This is a genomic window from Streptomyces albus subsp. chlorinus (assembly GCF_013302895.1).
GTDB classification, from domain to species: Bacteria; Actinomycetota; Actinomycetes; order Streptomycetales; family Streptomycetaceae; genus Streptomyces; species Streptomyces chlorinus.
The window spans coordinates 3,636,741-3,653,766 of record NZ_VJOK01000001.1 but is presented as its reverse complement, the minus strand read 5'-3'; the positions used below and the strand labels follow the sequence as shown (position 1 = coordinate 3,653,766).

Sequence of the window (17,026 nt, the reverse complement as noted above, 5' to 3'; positions counted from 1 at the left end):
GTCCGGGGCGCCGGGACGCCGGAGCCGCCGGCAGCGGTCGGACCAGCCGGCGCAACCACTCCGCCCGGCACCCGCGCCGTGACGGCACCCCCCGATTCCACCTGGGCGGCGCCCGAGATCGTGGGGGCTTGAGCGGCGCTTGGGGTTGTGGGGGCCTGGGCAGCGCCTGGGGTTGTGGGGACGGGGGCGGCGCCTGGGGCCGTGGGCGCCTGGAGGGCACCCGAGGTCGAGCGGGGCTGGGCGGCACCCGGAGTCGTGGGCTCCTGCGAGGTTCCCGAGGTTGTGGGCGCCGGGGCGGCGCCCGGAGTCGTGGGGGTGTGGGCGGCGCCCGGTCCCGTCGGGGCGGGGGCCGGGAGGGTGTCCGGAGCCGCCGATCCGGTCCGGTCGGCAAGGGATGCCGTGGGGGCGTGGGGGGTGGCCGGCACCATCGGGGTCGCCGGTCCGGTCGCGCGGGACCGAACCGCGGGTGGCTGAGGGGCCGTCAGTGGGCCGGCTGGCGGGGTGGGACGGGCCGCGGCGGCCTTCGGGCCTGCGGCGTCAGGTGCCGCCGTCAGCGGTGGGACGGGGGCGCCCGGCGCGCCCGGCTCCGCCTGGGCGGGCGACAGCGTCCGCGCGTTGCCCGCGCCACCTGTCGTCGCCCCGCCGTGCCATACGTCGGGTCCCTGACCGGCCCCCTGAGTCATCGACCCCTCCACCATCGCGCCGCCGCCGTGCACCGCAGGACCTCCCCCTTCCCATGGGGCCCCAGTCGCTGGTCTTTCGGCCGGGGTGCCGCCCCAGGTCGGGAGCCGGTCCCGGTGTCGTCCTCCCCCGGCCTCGGGCCGGGGTGCCCCCAATCATAGGAACGCTGGTCGCGGCTTGTGACGCACCTGGGGGCGCCCATCTGGCGAGGTGGCCCGACGGGGAGTGAATTCCTCCTGAATTCTCCCGCTGACGTACCCTACGGAATCCGTGCCCGGGACCCGTACGGCACGCCAGCGGGCCGTTCACTCGGCGGCGGGCGCGCGTGGCGGGCTGACCGTGGTCCGTGCTCCGGCGCGCTGCGAGGACGTTCTCACGAGCAGTTCGGTCGGCATCACCTGCTGGACGGGGCGGGGCGGGGAGCTGCCCTCGATGGCGTCGATCAGCAGTTGGACGACGGTGGTGCCGATGCGGCCGGGCTTCAGCGAGAGCGTGGTGATCGGCGGCGCCGTCGTCGCGTACGAGGCGGACTCGCTGCAGCACACCAGCAGCAGGTCCTCCGGCACCCGCAGTCCGTAGCGGCGGGCGGCGGCCAGCAGGTCGGTGCCGTTGGGGTCGAAGAGGCCGTAGACGGCGTCCGGGCGGTCGGGGCGGGCGAGCAGCCGGTCGGCGGCGACGGCGCCGGCGCAGGGGTCGTGTGCGGGGTAGCGCTCGTAGACGGGGTCCTGGCCGACCCGCCGGCACCAGTCGAGGTAGGCGGCGGTGGAGACCCGGGTGTAGGTGTCGGTGCTGGTGCCGGTCAGGAGCCCGATGCGGCGGGCGCCGGACTCGGCGAGGTGGTCGAGGATGCGGCGGACGGCCGCCTCGTGGTCGTTGTCCACCCAGGCCGCGACGGGCAGCGACTCGCCGGGTTTCCCGTCGGAGACGACCGGCATGCCGGAGCGGACCAGTTCGGTGACGATGGGGTCCTTCTCGGAGGGGTCGACGACGATGGTGCCGTCGAGTGCGACGTTGGACCACACGTCCGGCCCCGACGGGCCGGAGTGGCCGGGGCGGCCGGACAGTCCGGCCACCCCGCGCCGGGCCGGGGCGGGCAGGATCACCAGCGCGTAGCCGCGGGCGAGCGCGGTGGAGGTGGCGGCTCTGGCCATCTCCGCGAAGTAGGGGAACTCGGTGAAGGTGAACGGTTCTTCGCCGTACGTGGTGACGGTCAGGCCGATCAGGCCGGACTTTCCGGTGCGGAGTGTGCGTGCGGCGGCCGACGGGCGGTAGCCCAGCCGCTCGGCGACCTCGCGGACGTGGCTGCGCGTCGTGTCCGGGAGGCGGCCCTTTCCGTTGAGGGCGTCGGAGACAGTCGTGATGGAGACACCGGCTGCGGCGGCGACATCCCTGATGCCCGCCCGCCCGGACAGCCGCCCCCCGCCGCGGGGCTGGGGGCACCTCCCGGCCGGCGGCTGGGGGACGGCGGCCGGGTTGCGGCCCGCCTGATGCTTCTCTGCTGCTGTCATGGCGAGCCGATCGTAGGCCCGCGCCGGGCTGCCGCAGGGGTGGGCGGAATCGGCCCGCGCAGGCACGATTCTGCATGAGCGACTCTTCCTGACGACCATGGAAACCGCAGCTCAGAATGGGGGCATCCTGGGCGTATCCGTCAGTGGTGGCGTGGCTTGCCGTGGCGTACGCCAGGGTCGGGGCCGGGCGCAACTCACCTTGACGAGTGATGCGCGCCACCGCGTCCGCCACCCGCGTACGGCGCGCGCGTCGGCGCACGCGCCCGGCGAGGGAGCCGGTCGCCGCGGGGGGTACGCCGCGCGGGTGAATCCTCTTAAGGTGAAGAGCATTGGCGCGCGACGGAGGAGGAACAGCGGTGAGTGACAGGAACGCGACCAGCCCGCGGTTGCGCGGTGTGCTGGAGGGCATCCCCAGCTACAAGCCGGGGCGTCCGGCCGCCGCCGGGGGGCCGGTCTCCTACAAGCTGTCCTCCAACGAGAACCCCTATCCGCCGCTGCCCGGTGTGCTGGAGTCGGTGACCGCCGCGGCCGGCTCGTTCAACCGCTACCCCGACCTGGCCTGCACCGCCCTGTGCGAGGAACTCGCCGAGCGGTTCGACGTCCCGGTCTCCCACCTGGCCACCGGCACCGGCTCGGTCGGCCTCGCCCAGCAGCTCGTCCAGGCGACCGCCGGGCCCGGCGACGAGGTGCTCTACGCCTGGCGCTCCTTCGAGGCGTACCCGATCATCACCCAGATCTCGGGCGCCACCTCTGTCCCCATCCCGCTGACCGGCGCCGGCGCGGGGCACCTCCCGGCCGGAGGCGGGGGGACGGAGGCGCACGACCTGGACGCGATGGCGGACGCGATCACCGACCGCACCCGTCTCGTCTTCGTCTGCACCCCCAACAACCCCACGGGCCCCGCCATCCCCGGTGCGGATCTGAGGCGGTTCCTCGACCGGGTGCCCGGGGACGTGCTGGTGGTGCTGGACGAGGCCTACCGCGAGTTCGTCCGGGACGAGCGGGTGGTCGACGGCCTGGACTTCTACCGCGACCGGCCGAACGTGTGCGTGCTGCGGACGTTCTCCAAGGCGTACGGCCTGGCCGGGCTGCGGGTCGGGTTCGCCGTCGCCCACGAGCCGGTGGCCGCCGCCCTGCGGAAGACCGCCGTGCCCTTCGGTGTGAGCCAGCTCGCACAGGAGGCGGCGATCGCCTCGCTGCGCAGTGAGGACGCCCTGCTGGAGCGGGTCGAGGCGCTTGTGAAAGAGCGCACACGCGTGGGGGACGAGCTGCGCGCACAGGGCTGGACGGTGCCCGATTCGCAGGCCAACTTCGTGTGGCTGCGGCTGGGCGCCCGTACGGCGGACTTCGCCAGGAAGGCGGAGGCGGCCGGGGTGATGGTGCGGCCGTTCGACGGCGAGGGCGTGCGGGTGTCCATCGGCGAGACCGCGGCGAATGACCTCTTCCTGCAGGTAGCGGCCTCTTTCCGGAAGGAGCTGTAGCCCCTTCCACGGAGGCTGTAGTTCCCTCCCGGGAAGGCTGTAGTTCCCTCCCGGGAAGGAGTGCGGCTCTTCGGCGCCCACGGTGCGGCTTCGGCGCGTGCCGTGGGCGTTCGCGTGCCCGTCCGGAGGACCCCCCCGCGCGCATGTCCGAAATGGGGGCGTCGTACGCTAGGTCTTGTGAATGTGAACGCATTCACGAAGTCCGCCGGGATGTGAGGGAGCAAGTGACGTGACAACCCTGGCATTGGCGCCCGAGACGCTGGCGCGCTGGCAGTTCGGCATCACGACCGTCTACCACTTCCTCTTCGTGCCCCTGACGATCTCGCTGGCCACCCTCACCGCGATCCTCCAGACGGCCTGGGTACGCACGAACAAGGAGAAGTACCTCAAGGCCACCCGCTTCTGGGGCAAGCTCTTCCTGATCAACATCGCGATGGGCGTCGTCACCGGCATCGTGCAGGAGTTCCAGTTCGGCATGAACTGGTCCGCCTACTCCCGCTTCGTCGGCGACATCTTCGGCGCCCCGCTCGCCTTCGAGGCGCTGATCGCCTTCTTCATGGAGTCCACGTTCATCGGACTGTGGATCTTCGGCCGGGACAAGCTGCCGAAGAAGCTGCACCTGGCCACCATCTGGCTGGTGGCCCTCGGCACCATCGCCTCCGCCTACTTCATCCTGGCCGCGAACTCCTGGATGCAGCACCCGGTCGGCTACCGGCTCAACGAGAAGACCGGCCGCGCCGAGATGACGGACTTCTTCGGCATCCTCTTCCAGAACACCGCGCTGGCCCAGTTCTTCCACACCATGACCGCCGCCTTCCTGACCGGCGCCGCGTTCATGGTGGGCATATCCGCCTACCACCTGCTGCGCAGGAAGCACATCCCGGTGATGCGCAGCTCGCTGCGGCTCGGGCTGGTCACCCTCGTGGCCGCCGGACTGCTCACCGCCGTCAGCGGCGACCGGCTCGGCAAGATCATGTACGAGCAGCAGCCGATGAAGATGGCCTCCGCCGAGGCGCTGTGGGAGACGCAGGCGCCGGCCCCGTTCTCCGTCTTCTCCTACGGCGACGTGGACAAGGGCCACAACAAGGTCGCCATCGAGATCCCCGGCGTCCTCTCCTTCCTCGCGCACGACAACTTCCACGACGCCGTCCCCGGCATCAACGACACCAACGCGCACCTCAAGGAGAAGTACAAGGACACGGTGGGCCTGGACGACTACCGGCCCAACATCCCCGTCGCCTACTGGTCCTTCCGCTGGATGATCGGCTTCGGCATGGCGTCCTTCGCGCTCGGCGCCGCCGGCCTCTACCTCACCCGGCGCCGGTTCTGGCTGGCCGAACGGCTGCGCACCGGCGAGGACGAGGTGCCGCGGCTCGCCCTCACCCGGAACCGCGAGCTGAACCCGAAGCTCGGCACCTGGTACTGGCGGATCTCGGTGCTCACCCTCGGTTTCCCGCTGATCGCCAACGCGTGGGGCTGGATCTTCACCGAGACCGGCCGCCAGCCCTGGGTCGTCTACGGGGTGCTGCCCACCGCCTCCGCCGTCTCCCCCAGCGTCTCGCAGGGCGAGGTCCTCACCTCGCTGATCGCCTTCACCTCGCTCTACGCGATCCTCGCCGTCGTCGAGGTCAAGCTGCTGGTCAAGTACGTCAAGGCCGGGCCGCCCGAGCTGACCGAGGCCGACCTCAACCCGCCCACCAGGATCGGCGGCGACCACACCGGCACGGGCACCGATGCCGACGCCGAGTCCGGCGACCGGCCCATGGCCTTCTCCTACTGACCCGCACGACAGACTGGGGCGCTGAGCTATGCAACTGACCGACGTCTGGTTCGTCGTCATCGCCGTTCTGTGGACCGGCTACTTCTTCCTGGAGGGCTTCGACTTCGGGGTCGGCGTCCTCACCAAGCTGCTGGCCCGCGACCGGGCCGAGCGGCGCGTGCTGATCAACACCATCGGGCCGGTGTGGGACGGCAACGAGGTGTGGCTGCTCAGCGCGGGCGGCGCCACCTTCGCCGCGTTCCCCGAGTGGTACGCCACCCTCTTCTCCGGCTTCTACCTGCCACTGCTGCTCATCCTGCTGTGCCTCATCGTGCGCGGCGTGGCCTTCGAGTACCGCGCCAAGCGGGAGGGGGAGCGCTGGCAGCGCAACTGGGAGCACGCCATCTTCTGGACCTCGCTGATCACCGCGTTCCTGTGGGGCGTGGCCTTCGCCAACATCGTCCGCGGCGTGAAGATCGACCAGCACATGGAGTACGTCGGCGGGCTGACCGACCTGCTCAGCCCGTACGCCCTGCTGGGCGGGCTGGTCACCCTGACGCTCTTCACCTTCCACGGCGCCGTCTTCACCGCGCTCAAGACCGTCGGCGACATCCGTACCCGGGCCCGGCGGCTGGCCACCGGGCTGGGGGCCGCCGCCGGAGTGCTCGCCGTCGTCTTCCTGCTGTGGACCCAGGCCGAGCGCGGTGACGGCTCCTCGCTGACCGCTCTCGTGGTCGCCGCAGCCGCGCTGGCCGCCGCGCTCGTGGCCAACCTCGCCGGGCGCGAGGGCTGGTCGTTCACCTTCTCCGGCCTGACCATCGTCGCCGCTGTGGCGATGCTCTTCCTCTCCCTCTTCCCCGACGTCATGCCCTCGACGCTGAACGAGGAGTGGAGCCTCACCGTCACCAACGCGGCCTCCACCCCCTACACGCTCAAGATCATGACGTGGTGCGCGGCCATCGCCACCCCGATCGTGCTCCTCTACCAGGGCTGGACCTACTGGGTCTTCCGCAAGCGCATCGGCACCCAGCACCTCGCCCCCTCCGGCGGGCACTGAGACCGGGAGCGGGTCTGGGATGAAGCGAGCTGAGATGAGCGAGCCCAAGATGAAGCGGGCTGTGATGAGCGGGTCTGGGACGAAGCGGGCTGTGATGAGCGGGTCTGGGACGAAGCGGGCTGTGATGAGCGAGCCCGAGACGAAGCGAGCCTGAGATGAAGCCCGTCGATCCGCGGCTGCTGCGGTACGCCCGCACCACGCGCGTCTTCCTCGCCGCCTCCGTCGCCCTCGGACTGGCCGGCGCCGGACTCGTCGTCGCCCAGGCGGTACTGCTGGCGGACATCGTCGTCGGCGCCTACCGCCACGGCGTCTTCCACCGGGACGCGCTGCTGCTCCTGGCGGCCGTCTCCGTCGGCCGGGGCCTGGTCTCCTGGCTGACGGAGCTGGCCGCCCACCGCTCCGGCGCCGCCGTCAAGTCCGAGCTGCGGCTGCGGCTGCTGGAGCGGGCCACCGCGCTGGGACCCGGCTTCCTGACCGGGCAGCGCACCGGTGAACTGACCACGCTGGCCACCCGCGGCATCGACGCCCTCGACGACTACTTCGCCCGCTACCTGCCGCAGCTGGGCCTGGCCGTCGTCGTCCCGGTGGTTGTACTGGCCCGGATCGTGACCGCCGACTGGATCTCGGCGGCGATCATTGTCGTCACCCTCCCGCTGATCCCCCTGTTCATGGCGCTCATCGGCTGGGCCACCCGGTCCCGGATGGACCGCCAGTGGAAGCTGCTGTCCCGGCTGGCCGGCCACTTCCTCGACGTCGTGGCCGGGCTCCCCACCCTCAAGGTGTTCGGCCGCGCCAAGGCGCAGGCCGACAACATCCGCGCCATCACCGGCGACTACCGCCGCGCCACCCTGCGCACGCTGCGGCTGGCCTTCCTCTCCTCCTTCGCGCTGGAACTGCTCGCGACGATCTCCGTCGCCCTCGTCGCCGTCGGCATCGGCACCCGGCTGGTGCGGGGGGAGATGGACCTCTACACCGGCCTGATGGTGCTGATCCTCGCCCCCGAGGCGTATCTGCCGCTACGGCAGGTCGGCACCCACTACCACGCAGCCGCCGAGGGACTCGCCGCCGCCGAGTCCGTCTTCGACATGCTGGAGAGGCCCCTGCCCCCCTCCGGCAGCGCGCGCGTGGACATCCGGAAGGCCCCGCTCGTACTGGAGGGGGCCGCCGTGAGGCACGAGGGGCGGGACGGGTACTCCCTGGCACCGACCGACTGGACGGTACGTCCCGGGGAGACGGTCGCGGTGACGGGCCCCTCGGGCGGCGGCAAGTCCACACTGCTGTCGGTACTGCTGGGCTTCACCCCGGCGACCGAGGGCCGGGTCAGGGTTGGAGACGTCCCCCTGGCCGACCTGGACCCGGCCGCCTGGCACCAGCAGATCGCCTGGGTCCCCCAGCACCCCTACCTGTTCGCGGGAACGATCGCCGACAACGTCCGGCTCGCACGGCCCGACGACACCGTGGACGACGCCGCCGTCGCCCGCGCCCTCGCCGAGGCGGGCGCGCCGGACCTCGACCCGGCACGCGAACTGGGGGAGTCCGGCGCCGGGCTGTCCGCCGGGCAGCGCCGCCGCGTCGCCCTGGCCCGCGCCTTCCTCGCCGACCGCCCCCTCGTCCTCCTGGACGAGCCGACCGCCGCGCTGGACGGCGCCACCGAGTCGGCCGTCCTGGAAGCGGTACGCCGCCTCTCGGCCGACCGCACCGTCGTACTGGTCACCCACCGCCCCGCCCTCCTGGCCGCCGCCGACCACGTCCTGACCCTGACCCCGCAACACCCGGACCAGGCCGTCCGCCACCAGCAAGCCGCAGGGCGGTCTGCTGCCAGGGGCGGCAGTGGGGATGTCCCCGGCCGAAGGCCGGGGGAGGACCACGGCGGCCCGCGGACGCCACCCGTCCCGCACGCCCAACCCACCACGGGCGCCCCCCTCCGCACCCCCGCCCCCACCCACACCCCCACCCACAAGAACCCCCTCACACGGGTGCGCTCCACGGCCCAGGGCCTCAACAGGAAGTTCGCCCTTGCCCTCCTCCTGGGAACCCTCGCACTCGCCAGCGCGGTGGGCCTCATGGCGACCTCGGGCTGGCTGATATCGAGGGCCGCCCAGCAACCCCCGATCCTGTACCTCATGGTGGCCGTCACCGCGACCCGGGCGTTCGGCATCGGACGCGCCGTCTTCCGCTACGCGGAGCGCCTGGTCTCGCACGACGCCGCGCTCCGCGTCCTGGCGGCGCTGCGGGTAGCCGTCTACCGACGCCTGGAGCGCCTGGCCCCGGCGGGCCTCGCGCGGACGGCCCGCGGCGACCTCCTCACCCGCCTCGTCGCCGATGTGGACGCCCTCCAGGACTACTTCCTGCGCTGGCTGCTCCCGGCGACCGTCGCGGCGACGGTCGGCACCGGCGCCGTCGTGTTCACCGCCTGGCTGCTTCCGGCCGCGGGCGCGGCCCTGGCGGCGGGGCTGGCGGTGGCGGGCATCGCCGTACCGGCGCTCACGGCCGCGCTGTCCCGCCGTACGGAGCGCCGGCTCGCCCCGGCGCGGGCCGCGCTGGCGACCCGTACGGTGGACCTCCTCACGGGGACCGCCGCCGGTGAACTGCCGGTCAGCGGCGCGCTGGGGGCCCGCCGCCGGGCGGTCGCCGACGCGGACGCCGTCCTCACACGGATCGCGGCGCGCTCGGCGTCCCGTACGGCGCTGGCCGCCGGTCTCAGCGCGCTGGCGGCCGGGCTGACGGTCACGGCGGCGGCGTGGGCGGGCGCGTCCGCGGCCACCCACCACACCCTCGGCGGGGTGCTCCTGGCAACCGTGGTGCTGACGCCGCTGGCCACGTTCGAGGTCGTCACGCCGCTGCCGCAGGCGGTGCAGTTCCGGCAGCGGGTGCGGCGCTCGGCGGAGCGGGTGCACGAGGTACTGGACGCGCCCGCGCCGGTCCGGGAACCGGAGCACCCGGCTCCGCTGCCCCCGGACCCGTTCCCGCTGCGCGTCCACCGGCTCACCGTCCGCTATCCGGACGCCCCCGCCGGGGCGCCGCCCGCGCTCGCCGGGCTGGACCTGGAGCTGACGCCGGGGCGCCGCGTGGCCGTCGTCGGCGCGTCCGGTTCGGGCAAGACGACGCTGGCGCACGCGCTGCTGCGGTTCGTGGACGCCGAGTCCGGCAGCTACACCCTGGGAACCCCCGCCGTCGCGGCGGCGGACGCCGACGCGGACGCGGTACGGCGGCACGTCGGCCTCTGCGCCCAGGACGCCCACCTGTTCGACAGCTCGCTGCGGGAGAACCTGCGCCTGGCCCTCCCCCGGCCCCCGGCCGGAGGGACCCCCGCGTCCGCGACCGAGGCCGAACTGCGCGCGGCGCTGGCCGCCGCCCGCCTCGACGACTGGGTGACCACCCTCCCCGAGGGCCTCGACACCCTCGTCGGGGAGCACGGCGCCAAACTCTCCGGCGGCCAGCGGCAACGCCTCGCGCTGGCCCGCGCCCTGCTGGCAGACTTCCCCGTACTCGTCCTGGACGAGCCCGCCGAACACCTCGACCTGCCCACGGCCGACGCCCTGACCGCCGACCTGCTGGCGGCGACGGAGGGCCGCACCACCCTCCTGATCACCCACCGCCTCCAGGGCCTCGACGCGGTGGACGAGATCATCGTGCTGGCCGAGGGCCGACCGGTCGAGCGCGGTACCTACGGAGAACTGGCGTCCGCGGGTGGGGCCTTCGCCGCCATGCTCACCCGAGAACGTGAGGCAGAACTCGTGCCTACTGCGGGGCTACCTGGTCCGGGTCGGGGTAGGTGATGTTGTTCTGGCAGTGCATGAGGGGGATGAGTTTCTTCGCGGCGTTGAGGAGCAGCCTGGCGCGGGAATTGTCGCTGAGGGGGATCTCATCGAACATGTAGAGCTTGACCGTGTCGTATTCCGTACCTATTTCCTTGCCGCCCGGGTTCTGGCAATTCACCCTGATTTGTCCTGCTCCGCGCCCGCCTTCGGACGGGGGGAGCCACTCGACGGATCTCCCTCTTTTCGGGCCGATGGCGTCCCAGAGTGCCTGAACGCTCAACAAGTCTCCGGCGACCGGATCCTTCGCTGTGGTGAGGTCACAAATCACTTGTGTGGATTCGAACTTGTGTGAGTCCGGCCGTTTCAGGTAAGCCGCTGTCTTCCGGTAGCCGTCGCTCTTGCGGGCGTGCACATGTGAACGCTTCGCTTCTTTGGCAGCCTGCTCGTCGAAGATCCCTCCACAAGTCTTGGTGATCGGGGTCTTTGCCACCCTTTCGCGCTCTTTTCCGTGATCTGAAGAGCACCCAGTGACCACCAAGGTGAGGAGCATGGCCGCACCGACCGCAGCTACCCGGTTCGGGTCAGTCGCGATCGCCTTGGTCTCCCTGGACGGCCCCGATTCCGTACATCTGCTCCATTGCAGAACTCTGTACGTTGTACCATTCCGAATCATCGGAAATCCCGTGACCCTTGCGGTAGGATTCCAGCCGGTTGGCGACACGGTTCTGGCTCAGAGTGAGGAATTCTCGCTTCGACTCGATGCCGTCCCAGGAGAACTGCTTGCTCTCTTCCTTCCACCGCTCCAGCACCTGCCTGTCGATCTCATTGTTGACGTGCGTCGCCAGCGCACCACTCGCCGCTCCGGTGGCGAGCGGGACACCGAAGGCGGCGCTTCTACCGCGGAGCGACCATGTCCGGGTCGGGGTAGGTGATGTTGTTCTGGCAGTCCATGAGGGGGATGAGTTTCTTCGCGGCGTTGAGGAGCAGCCTGGCGCGGGAGTTGTCGCTGAGATTCACGTGATCGTACATGTACAGCTTGACTGCCTCGAATTCAGTACGGATTTTCTTCTCGCCGGGGTTCAGGCAGGTCACGGCGATCTGCCCGGCTGCTCGTCCCCCTTCGAGGGAAGGGCGCCATTCAACCGGCTTGCCGTTCTTCGGGCCGATGCTGTCCCAGGTCGCTCTGATGTTCAGCAGGTCACCCGAGACAGGGTTTTTTGCGGTGGTGAGGTCGCAGAGTACCTTCCCAGGCTCGGAACTGTGAGAACTTGGCCGCCTCAGGTATTCGGCAGTCTTCCGGTAGCCTTCTCTTTTCCGGGAATGCACGTATGAGTGCCGGATCTCCTTGGTCTCCTGTTTGCTGAAGATGCCCCCGCATGCCCGAACCAAGGGGATCTTCGTCACGGGTTCTGGTTCCTTGTCGGCTCCTGCCGAGCAGGAAGTGATCCCCAGGACGAGAGGCAACGCAGTACCGAACACGGCCGCACGGGCCGTTTTAGTCGCCATCGCCTTGGTCTCCCTGGGTGTCGCCACCGTTGTACTGAGTCTCCATGCGGAAACTGTGCTTGTCGTACCAGGGTGAAGCGTCGTCTATTCCGTGGGAATTCCGGTAGATTTCCAGCCAATTCATGATCCGGTGTTGGCTGATGTCGAGGAAGTCATCTTTTGTTTTGATGGCACTCTCGGTGAACTTTCTACTCTCTTCCTTCCACTGCTCCAGCACCTGCCGGTCGATCTCGTTGTTGACGTGCGTCTCAAGCGCACCGCTCCCCGCTCCGGTGACGAGTGGGATGCCGAAGGCAGCGGCCTTGGGTACCCCCTCAATGCCAAGGGGAAGTTCCAGGGTGCCTTTGAAGGCTCCGAGCCCCTGGCCCACGGCGTACTTCTTCCACGCGGCAGCCGCGGTGAGGTCCGCACGCAGGTCGGTGCTCTTGTCATTGGCACCGGCCTGAACAGCATCGGCGCGTGCGTGATCGAGGACACCCTGGCTCTTCGCCCCCGTCTCCAGCAGAAGGCCGAGTTCCCTGTCGGGCTTGGGGTGCGCCTTCATGGCGCTCAGGACGTACTGGTCCTGCGCGGCGGAGAGGATCTCGTAGGCACCGGGCTTTCCCCCTACCTCCCTGAGGAACGCCATCGCGTCCATGTTGGGGATCACCTTCATGTGGCCTTCTCCGCGATTGCCGAAGGCGGCGTCGCGGAGGTCCTGGCCCCCTTCCCGGTCACCGAAGTTCGACACGCCCCGGTTCAGATCGTCGATGTATCCCGCGCCCATCTTGGCCATGCTGTTCTCGATGCCGGGGCGATCACCCACAATGCCGGGGTGTTCGGCGACCGAGGTGACGACCTGCTGCATGACGTTGGCGCTGTCGGCGGTGCGGTGGAGGCCCTTCTCCGGGGCATCCCAGGGGTGTCCGAGAGCGGCGGCCTCAAGAGCATGACCCAACTCGTCGTACCCGCGGTCCCGGTCGCCCGGGAGATCAGGGCCTCCGGTGGGCCACTCACGTTTGCGGAGCAAATAGTCCAGGTCGGGGTTCAGCCTGTAGGTGCCGTCTGGATTCTTCTCGAACGTGCCGTCAGGGTTCTTCTCGCTGCGGAACACCTCTTGCGCCGCCTCCGGGTTGTGACCGAGCGCTTCCATGTAGCCGGTCATGGGGTCCATACCCTGGTCGCCACCGCTGCCGTAGTTGAGAAGGTGGTCGTACTCGAAGGGGGGCCTTCCCTGCCAGAGGGCCTGAGGGTCGGGGTGCCGCTTGTCGTAGTCGATGAGCCCCGGCACGTGCCTCTTGTCGCTCCCTTTGCCTTCGGTGAATCCCTTGCCGTAGTCGTGGAGAAAATCCTTGTCCCAGCTTCCGGAGCGCATGAGGCTGCTCATCAGCTGGAAGCCGCGTACATCGTGGGGATTGTTGCCGTAGGTGCTGGCGAAGCGCTCGGGTCCCAAGCGGATGACGTCCTTCTTCCACTTCTCCATGGCAGGGCTGTCCGTATGTGACGCCGTGGCAAGGGTGAAGCTCAAGGATTTCTGGAAGTCGCGGACAGCGGAGAACCGCTCCTTGTCGGGCTTGTTCTTCAGGGTCCATGTGCACCGCTCCCACCATTCCAGGGTTCCCCTGGCGTTCAGCCGGGTGGCGAGCCGTTCCGCGAAGTATGGATCCCCTTCGTGCCGGGCCATCTTCTCGGCCATCTTCCGGATGGTTTCCGCGCTGGGTTTTTCGGAGCCTTCGTAGGACGAGGCGAGCCTCACGAGGGCATCGGCGTCCTTCCGGGCCTGCTTCCGCGCCTGGTTGGCGTCGCTCATGCTGGTGACGCCGTCTCCGTCGAAGCCCTTGGCCCGGCCGTTGTGGTCGTTGGAGAGAGCCCAGTGCAGGGTCTCATCGGCCGCGGTGGCGGAATCCAGCACCCAGGAGATGTAGTTGTTGTGGGCGTCCACGATCTCGTGGTAGCGCTTGTTCTGCGGGCCGATCTCGTCGGGTTCGAGGTCGTCGAGATTCTTCGGCTTGTAATGGACGGTGCCCTTGGAGTCGATTTCGAGGTTCTTGTCCTCGCCTATCTCCTTGACCCTCGCCTTGAGCTTGTCGTGCCACTTCTTCAGCGAGGTGTGGGCGCTGTGCAGGAAGTGCCAGGTGTCCTCGGCTTCCTCGACAGCCTCGTCGATCTGCCGGCCGACCCGGCCCAGGGCCTTGAACACCGCGTCGGCGGTTGCTCCCTCCATATCGGATTTCCACAGGCCCTTTTCCACTTCCCGCGAGAACGTGCCGCGCACCTCGCGGTAGTTGCCCGGGACTTTGTGCCATTTCTGCGCGGCCTCCTTGAGAGGCTGGAGGTCGGCGTGCAGTAACGAGTGGTAGGAGACCACGTATTCCTCCCCCTCCGAAGCGGCCGGTCGCAACTAGCGGTGGCGACGAGCGCCCAGCTTGTCGACCTCGTGCTTGGCCGCGTGGTCGGTGTTCTTGAAGGCGTCGGCGGCGTTCCGCAGGGCGTCGGCGAGCCCGTCCCGCAGGAGCGACTTCACGTGTTTGACCTGGGCTTCCCAGCGGTGTTCGAACGTGGCGAAGGCACTGGCGCTCTTGAAGCCGGACAGGCCCTTCTCGACCTGCCCCGTTTCCTTGATCGCGCTGTTGTCGGCTTTGCCGAAGCTGGTGGCGACCTTCTCCGCGTCCCCGGCCCGGTCCCGCAGCAACTTGGCGCTCACGTGCAGCAGGCCGCGTCCGTGTGCGTCCGGGCCGTATCCCGCCAGTTGCATGTGGGTGTCCTGGCGCTGCTCTGCGTCGGCTTTGAGTCGCGCCCACTCCTGCTCGAAGTTCATGTCCCCCCTGGCGCTCCTTACGCGTTGCTCGTGCTCGTGCTAGCGCTCGTGTCACGGTGAGTGCTTCTTTACCCAACCTTGCGTGACGAAGCGGGGCAAGCGGTTCCAGGATTCAGGCGCACGTTTTTACGATTCCTCCAAGGAGAAGGAACGTCCGTGGCAGGCGGTACGGCGGCTTCAGGGCGGCGTCACCGGCTTCGGGAGGGTGTCATCGGGAGGGGTGTCACAGGAAGCTTTCGATCACCTTGGCGACGCCGTCCTCCTCGTTGGAGGCGGTGGTGTGGGTGGTGCACAGGAGGACGTCGGGGTGGGCGTTGGCCATGGCGTAGGAGGTGCCGGCCCAGGTGAGCATGGCGAGGTCGTTGGGCATGTCGCCGAAGGCGACGACCTCCTCGGGCCTGATGCCGCGCTCCTCGCAGGCGAGGGCGAGGGTGCTGGCCTTGCTGACGCCCCGGCCGGAGATCTCCAGGAGGGCGCTGGGGCTGGAGCGGGTGAACTCGGCGTGCGCGCCGGCGGTCTTGCGGCCGAGGGCGAGGAACTCGTCGGGGTCCATCGTCGGGTGGTGGGCCAGCAGTTTGACGACGGGCTCGGCGTGGTGGCCCTCGCGGCTGTCGGTGAGCAGGTCCTCGACGGGGGCGAAGGAGGCGCCGGGGTCCATGGGGAAGGAGGGGTACTCCGGCTCGTAGTGGATGCCGCCCGTGCGTTCGACGGCGAAGCTGACGCCGGGTGCGGCGGCGCGCAGCGCGTGGGCGACGGCGAGCGCGTCGTGGCGGGCCAGTTCCCGTACGCGTACGACACGGTGCCCGTCGTGCAGGTCCACGACGGCGGCGCCGTTGGCGCAGATGGCGAGGCCGTGGCCGTGGACGTGGTCGCTGACGACATCCATCCAGCGGGCCGGGCGCCCGGTGACGAAGAACACCTCGATGCCGGCCGCCTCGGCCGCGGCCAGTGCCGCGATGGTGCGGGCGGAGACCGTCTTGTCGCTCCGCAACAGCGTGCCGTCGAGGTCGGTGGCGATGAGGCGTGGGGCGACACGCGCTCCGTCGGGGTGGGGGCGGGGGCTCTTCGGCGTCAGATGTTCGGGGGGATGAGTCACAGGCACCATCTTCGCGCATATGCCTGAACATGCGTGCGAAGCGCCGCACGGATGAGAGCACACCACGCGGTGGAGAAGCACGTCAGGCGCACGACAGGGCGCACGAGGGGGCATCGGAGCACAATCGAAGAGAGAGCCCTTCACGGGGAGCGTGCGGTGCTGTGCCCCGGGCCTCCGGTGGTCGCGGTTCCGGGAAGTCTCCGGAAAGCTCCGGGAAGGAGGGGCCGTCATGGCCCGTCACTCGCGCTATGTCGCCGACCGTGGCCTGACCACACGGATGGTCACCACGATGTTCTTCATCGGCCTGCTCTACGTCGTCCTCGTCGGGGCCCTGGTGGCCGCGCTGGGCCATTCCTGGCCGCTCGTGCTGGTGATCGCGGGCGGGCTGTTCATCGCCCAGTTCTGGTTCAGCGACAAGATCGCCGCGTTCAGCATGGGCGCCCGCGAGGTCACCCCGCGGCAGGCGCCGGAACTCCACGGTGCCGTCGACCGGCTGTGCGCCCTCGCCGACATGCCCAAGCCCCGCGTCGCCCTCGCCGACAGCGACGTCCCGAACGCCTTCGCCACGGGCCGTAACCAGCAGAACGCGATGGTGTGCGCCACCACCGGCCTGATGCGCCGCCTGGAGCGGGACGAACTGGAAGGGGTGCTCTCGCATGAGCTGTCCCATGTCGCGCACCGTGACGTCGCCGTCATGACGATCGCCTCGTTCCTCGGGGTACTGGCCGGAATACTGACCCGGTTCGCCCTGTGGGGCGGCATCGGCCGCAGCGCGGGCCGGGACAACAATGGGGTGGGGCTGCTGGTGCTGATCATTCCGCTGGTCAGCGCCGTCGTCTACGTGCTCAGTTTCCTGCTGACGCGACTGCTGTCCCGCTACCGCGAGCTGTCCGCCGACCGCGCCGGCGCCCTGCTGACGGGCCGTCCCTCCACGCTCGCCTCCGCCTTGACGAAGATCAGCGGAGACATGGCCCGCATCCCCACCCGCGACCTGCGCAAGGCCGAGCCGTACAACGCGTTCTTCTTCGTCCCCGCCTTCTCCGGCCAGAGCATCGCGACGCTGTTCTCCTCGCATCCCACGCTGGACAAGCGGCTGGAGCAGCTCCGCCGGATCTCCGCCCAGCTGGGACAGTGACCATGTGCGGCGGGGCCGGGCGGGGCCGGGCGGGACCGGGCGGCGGACGTGGGGAGTCGCGGAGCAGGGTCCCAGGGTCCGCGACCCTGGGATATTGGGGCCCCGGGACCATGGGGCCTTGGGGTCATGGGGCCCCGGGACCATGGGGCCCCGGGACCATGGGGCCCCGGGACCATGGGGCCTTGGGAGCATGGGGCCATGGGGCCTTCGGGGTGGGACCCGGTGCCGGGACCGTGGGGCTGGAT

12 protein-coding genes are annotated in these 17,026 nt (G+C 70.0%); 5 read left to right on the top strand and 7 right to left on the bottom strand.

Annotated features, from left to right (window positions below; translation table 11 throughout):
- Positions 1-986: 986 nt before the first annotated feature.
- Positions 987-2,189, bottom strand: a complete 1,203-nt coding sequence (locus tag FM076_RS16225) for a LacI family DNA-binding transcriptional regulator (RefSeq protein WP_173871451.1) — start codon at positions 2,187-2,189, stop codon at positions 987-989.
- 356 nt (positions 2,190-2,545) lie between these two features.
- Here FM076_RS16225 and hisC point away from each other — a divergent pair, with 356 nt between their 5' ends.
- The 4 genes from hisC to cydD all read left to right on the top strand — a co-directional run bounded on the left by hisC (position 2,546) and on the right by cydD (position 10,265).
- Complete coding sequence (hisC, locus tag FM076_RS16220) at positions 2,546-3,670, top strand: histidinol-phosphate transaminase (protein ID WP_173871449.1); 1,125 nt, start codon at positions 2,546-2,548, stop codon at positions 3,668-3,670.
- A gap of 229 nt (positions 3,671-3,899) precedes the next feature.
- On the top strand, positions 3,900-5,450 hold the full coding sequence (locus FM076_RS16215; RefSeq protein WP_345945046.1) for a cytochrome ubiquinol oxidase subunit I: 1,551 nt from the start codon (positions 3,900-3,902) through the stop codon (positions 5,448-5,450).
- A 28-nt stretch (positions 5,451-5,478) separates the two neighbouring features.
- Complete coding sequence (cydB, locus tag FM076_RS16210; RefSeq protein WP_173871448.1) at positions 5,479-6,486, top strand: cytochrome d ubiquinol oxidase subunit II; 1,008 nt, start codon at positions 5,479-5,481, stop codon at positions 6,484-6,486.
- A 155-nt stretch (positions 6,487-6,641) separates the two neighbouring features.
- The gene (gene cydD, locus FM076_RS16205; protein WP_173871445.1) at positions 6,642-10,265 is read left to right on the top strand and encodes a thiol reductant ABC exporter subunit CydD; all 3,624 of its coding nucleotides are present in this window, start codon (positions 6,642-6,644) and stop codon (positions 10,263-10,265) included.
- Here cydD and FM076_RS16200 read toward each other — a convergent pair.
- The 6 genes from FM076_RS16200 to FM076_RS16175 form a co-directional block, all read right to left on the bottom strand.
- Complete coding sequence (locus FM076_RS16200) at positions 10,228-10,425, bottom strand: hypothetical protein (RefSeq protein ID WP_173871443.1); 198 nt, start codon at positions 10,423-10,425, stop codon at positions 10,228-10,230. The two genes, cydD and FM076_RS16200, sit on opposite strands and share 38 nt — an antisense overlap.
- A gap of 403 nt (positions 10,426-10,828) precedes the next feature.
- Positions 10,829-11,056, bottom strand: coding sequence for a hypothetical protein (locus FM076_RS16195; RefSeq protein WP_173871441.1), 228 nt, complete (start codon positions 11,054-11,056; stop codon positions 10,829-10,831).
- A gap of 85 nt (positions 11,057-11,141) precedes the next feature.
- A complete protein-coding gene (locus FM076_RS16190; RefSeq protein WP_173871440.1) occupies positions 11,142-11,651 on the bottom strand; it encodes a hypothetical protein in 510 nt (169 codons plus the stop codon).
- A 91-nt stretch (positions 11,652-11,742) separates the two neighbouring features.
- The gene (locus FM076_RS16185; RefSeq protein ID WP_173871438.1) at positions 11,743-14,100 is read right to left on the bottom strand and encodes a DUF6571 family protein; all 2,358 of its coding nucleotides are present in this window, start codon (positions 14,098-14,100) and stop codon (positions 11,743-11,745) included.
- Positions 14,101-14,133: 33 nt separating this feature from the next.
- Positions 14,134-14,550 (bottom strand): type VII secretion target, encoded by a 417-nt coding sequence (locus FM076_RS16180; RefSeq protein ID WP_173871436.1) that lies wholly within the window; start codon positions 14,548-14,550, stop codon positions 14,134-14,136.
- Positions 14,551-14,773: 223 nt separating this feature from the next.
- Entirely contained in the window at positions 14,774-15,655 is an 882-nt protein-coding gene (locus FM076_RS16175) for a Cof-type HAD-IIB family hydrolase (protein ID WP_173871434.1), read from the bottom strand.
- Positions 15,656-15,875: 220 nt separating this feature from the next.
- Between FM076_RS16175 and htpX the strand changes: the two genes are divergently transcribed.
- On the top strand, positions 15,876-16,781 hold the full coding sequence (htpX, locus tag FM076_RS16170; protein WP_173871432.1) for a zinc metalloprotease HtpX: 906 nt from the start codon (positions 15,876-15,878) through the stop codon (positions 16,779-16,781).
- Positions 16,782-17,026: the final 245 nt, after the last annotated feature.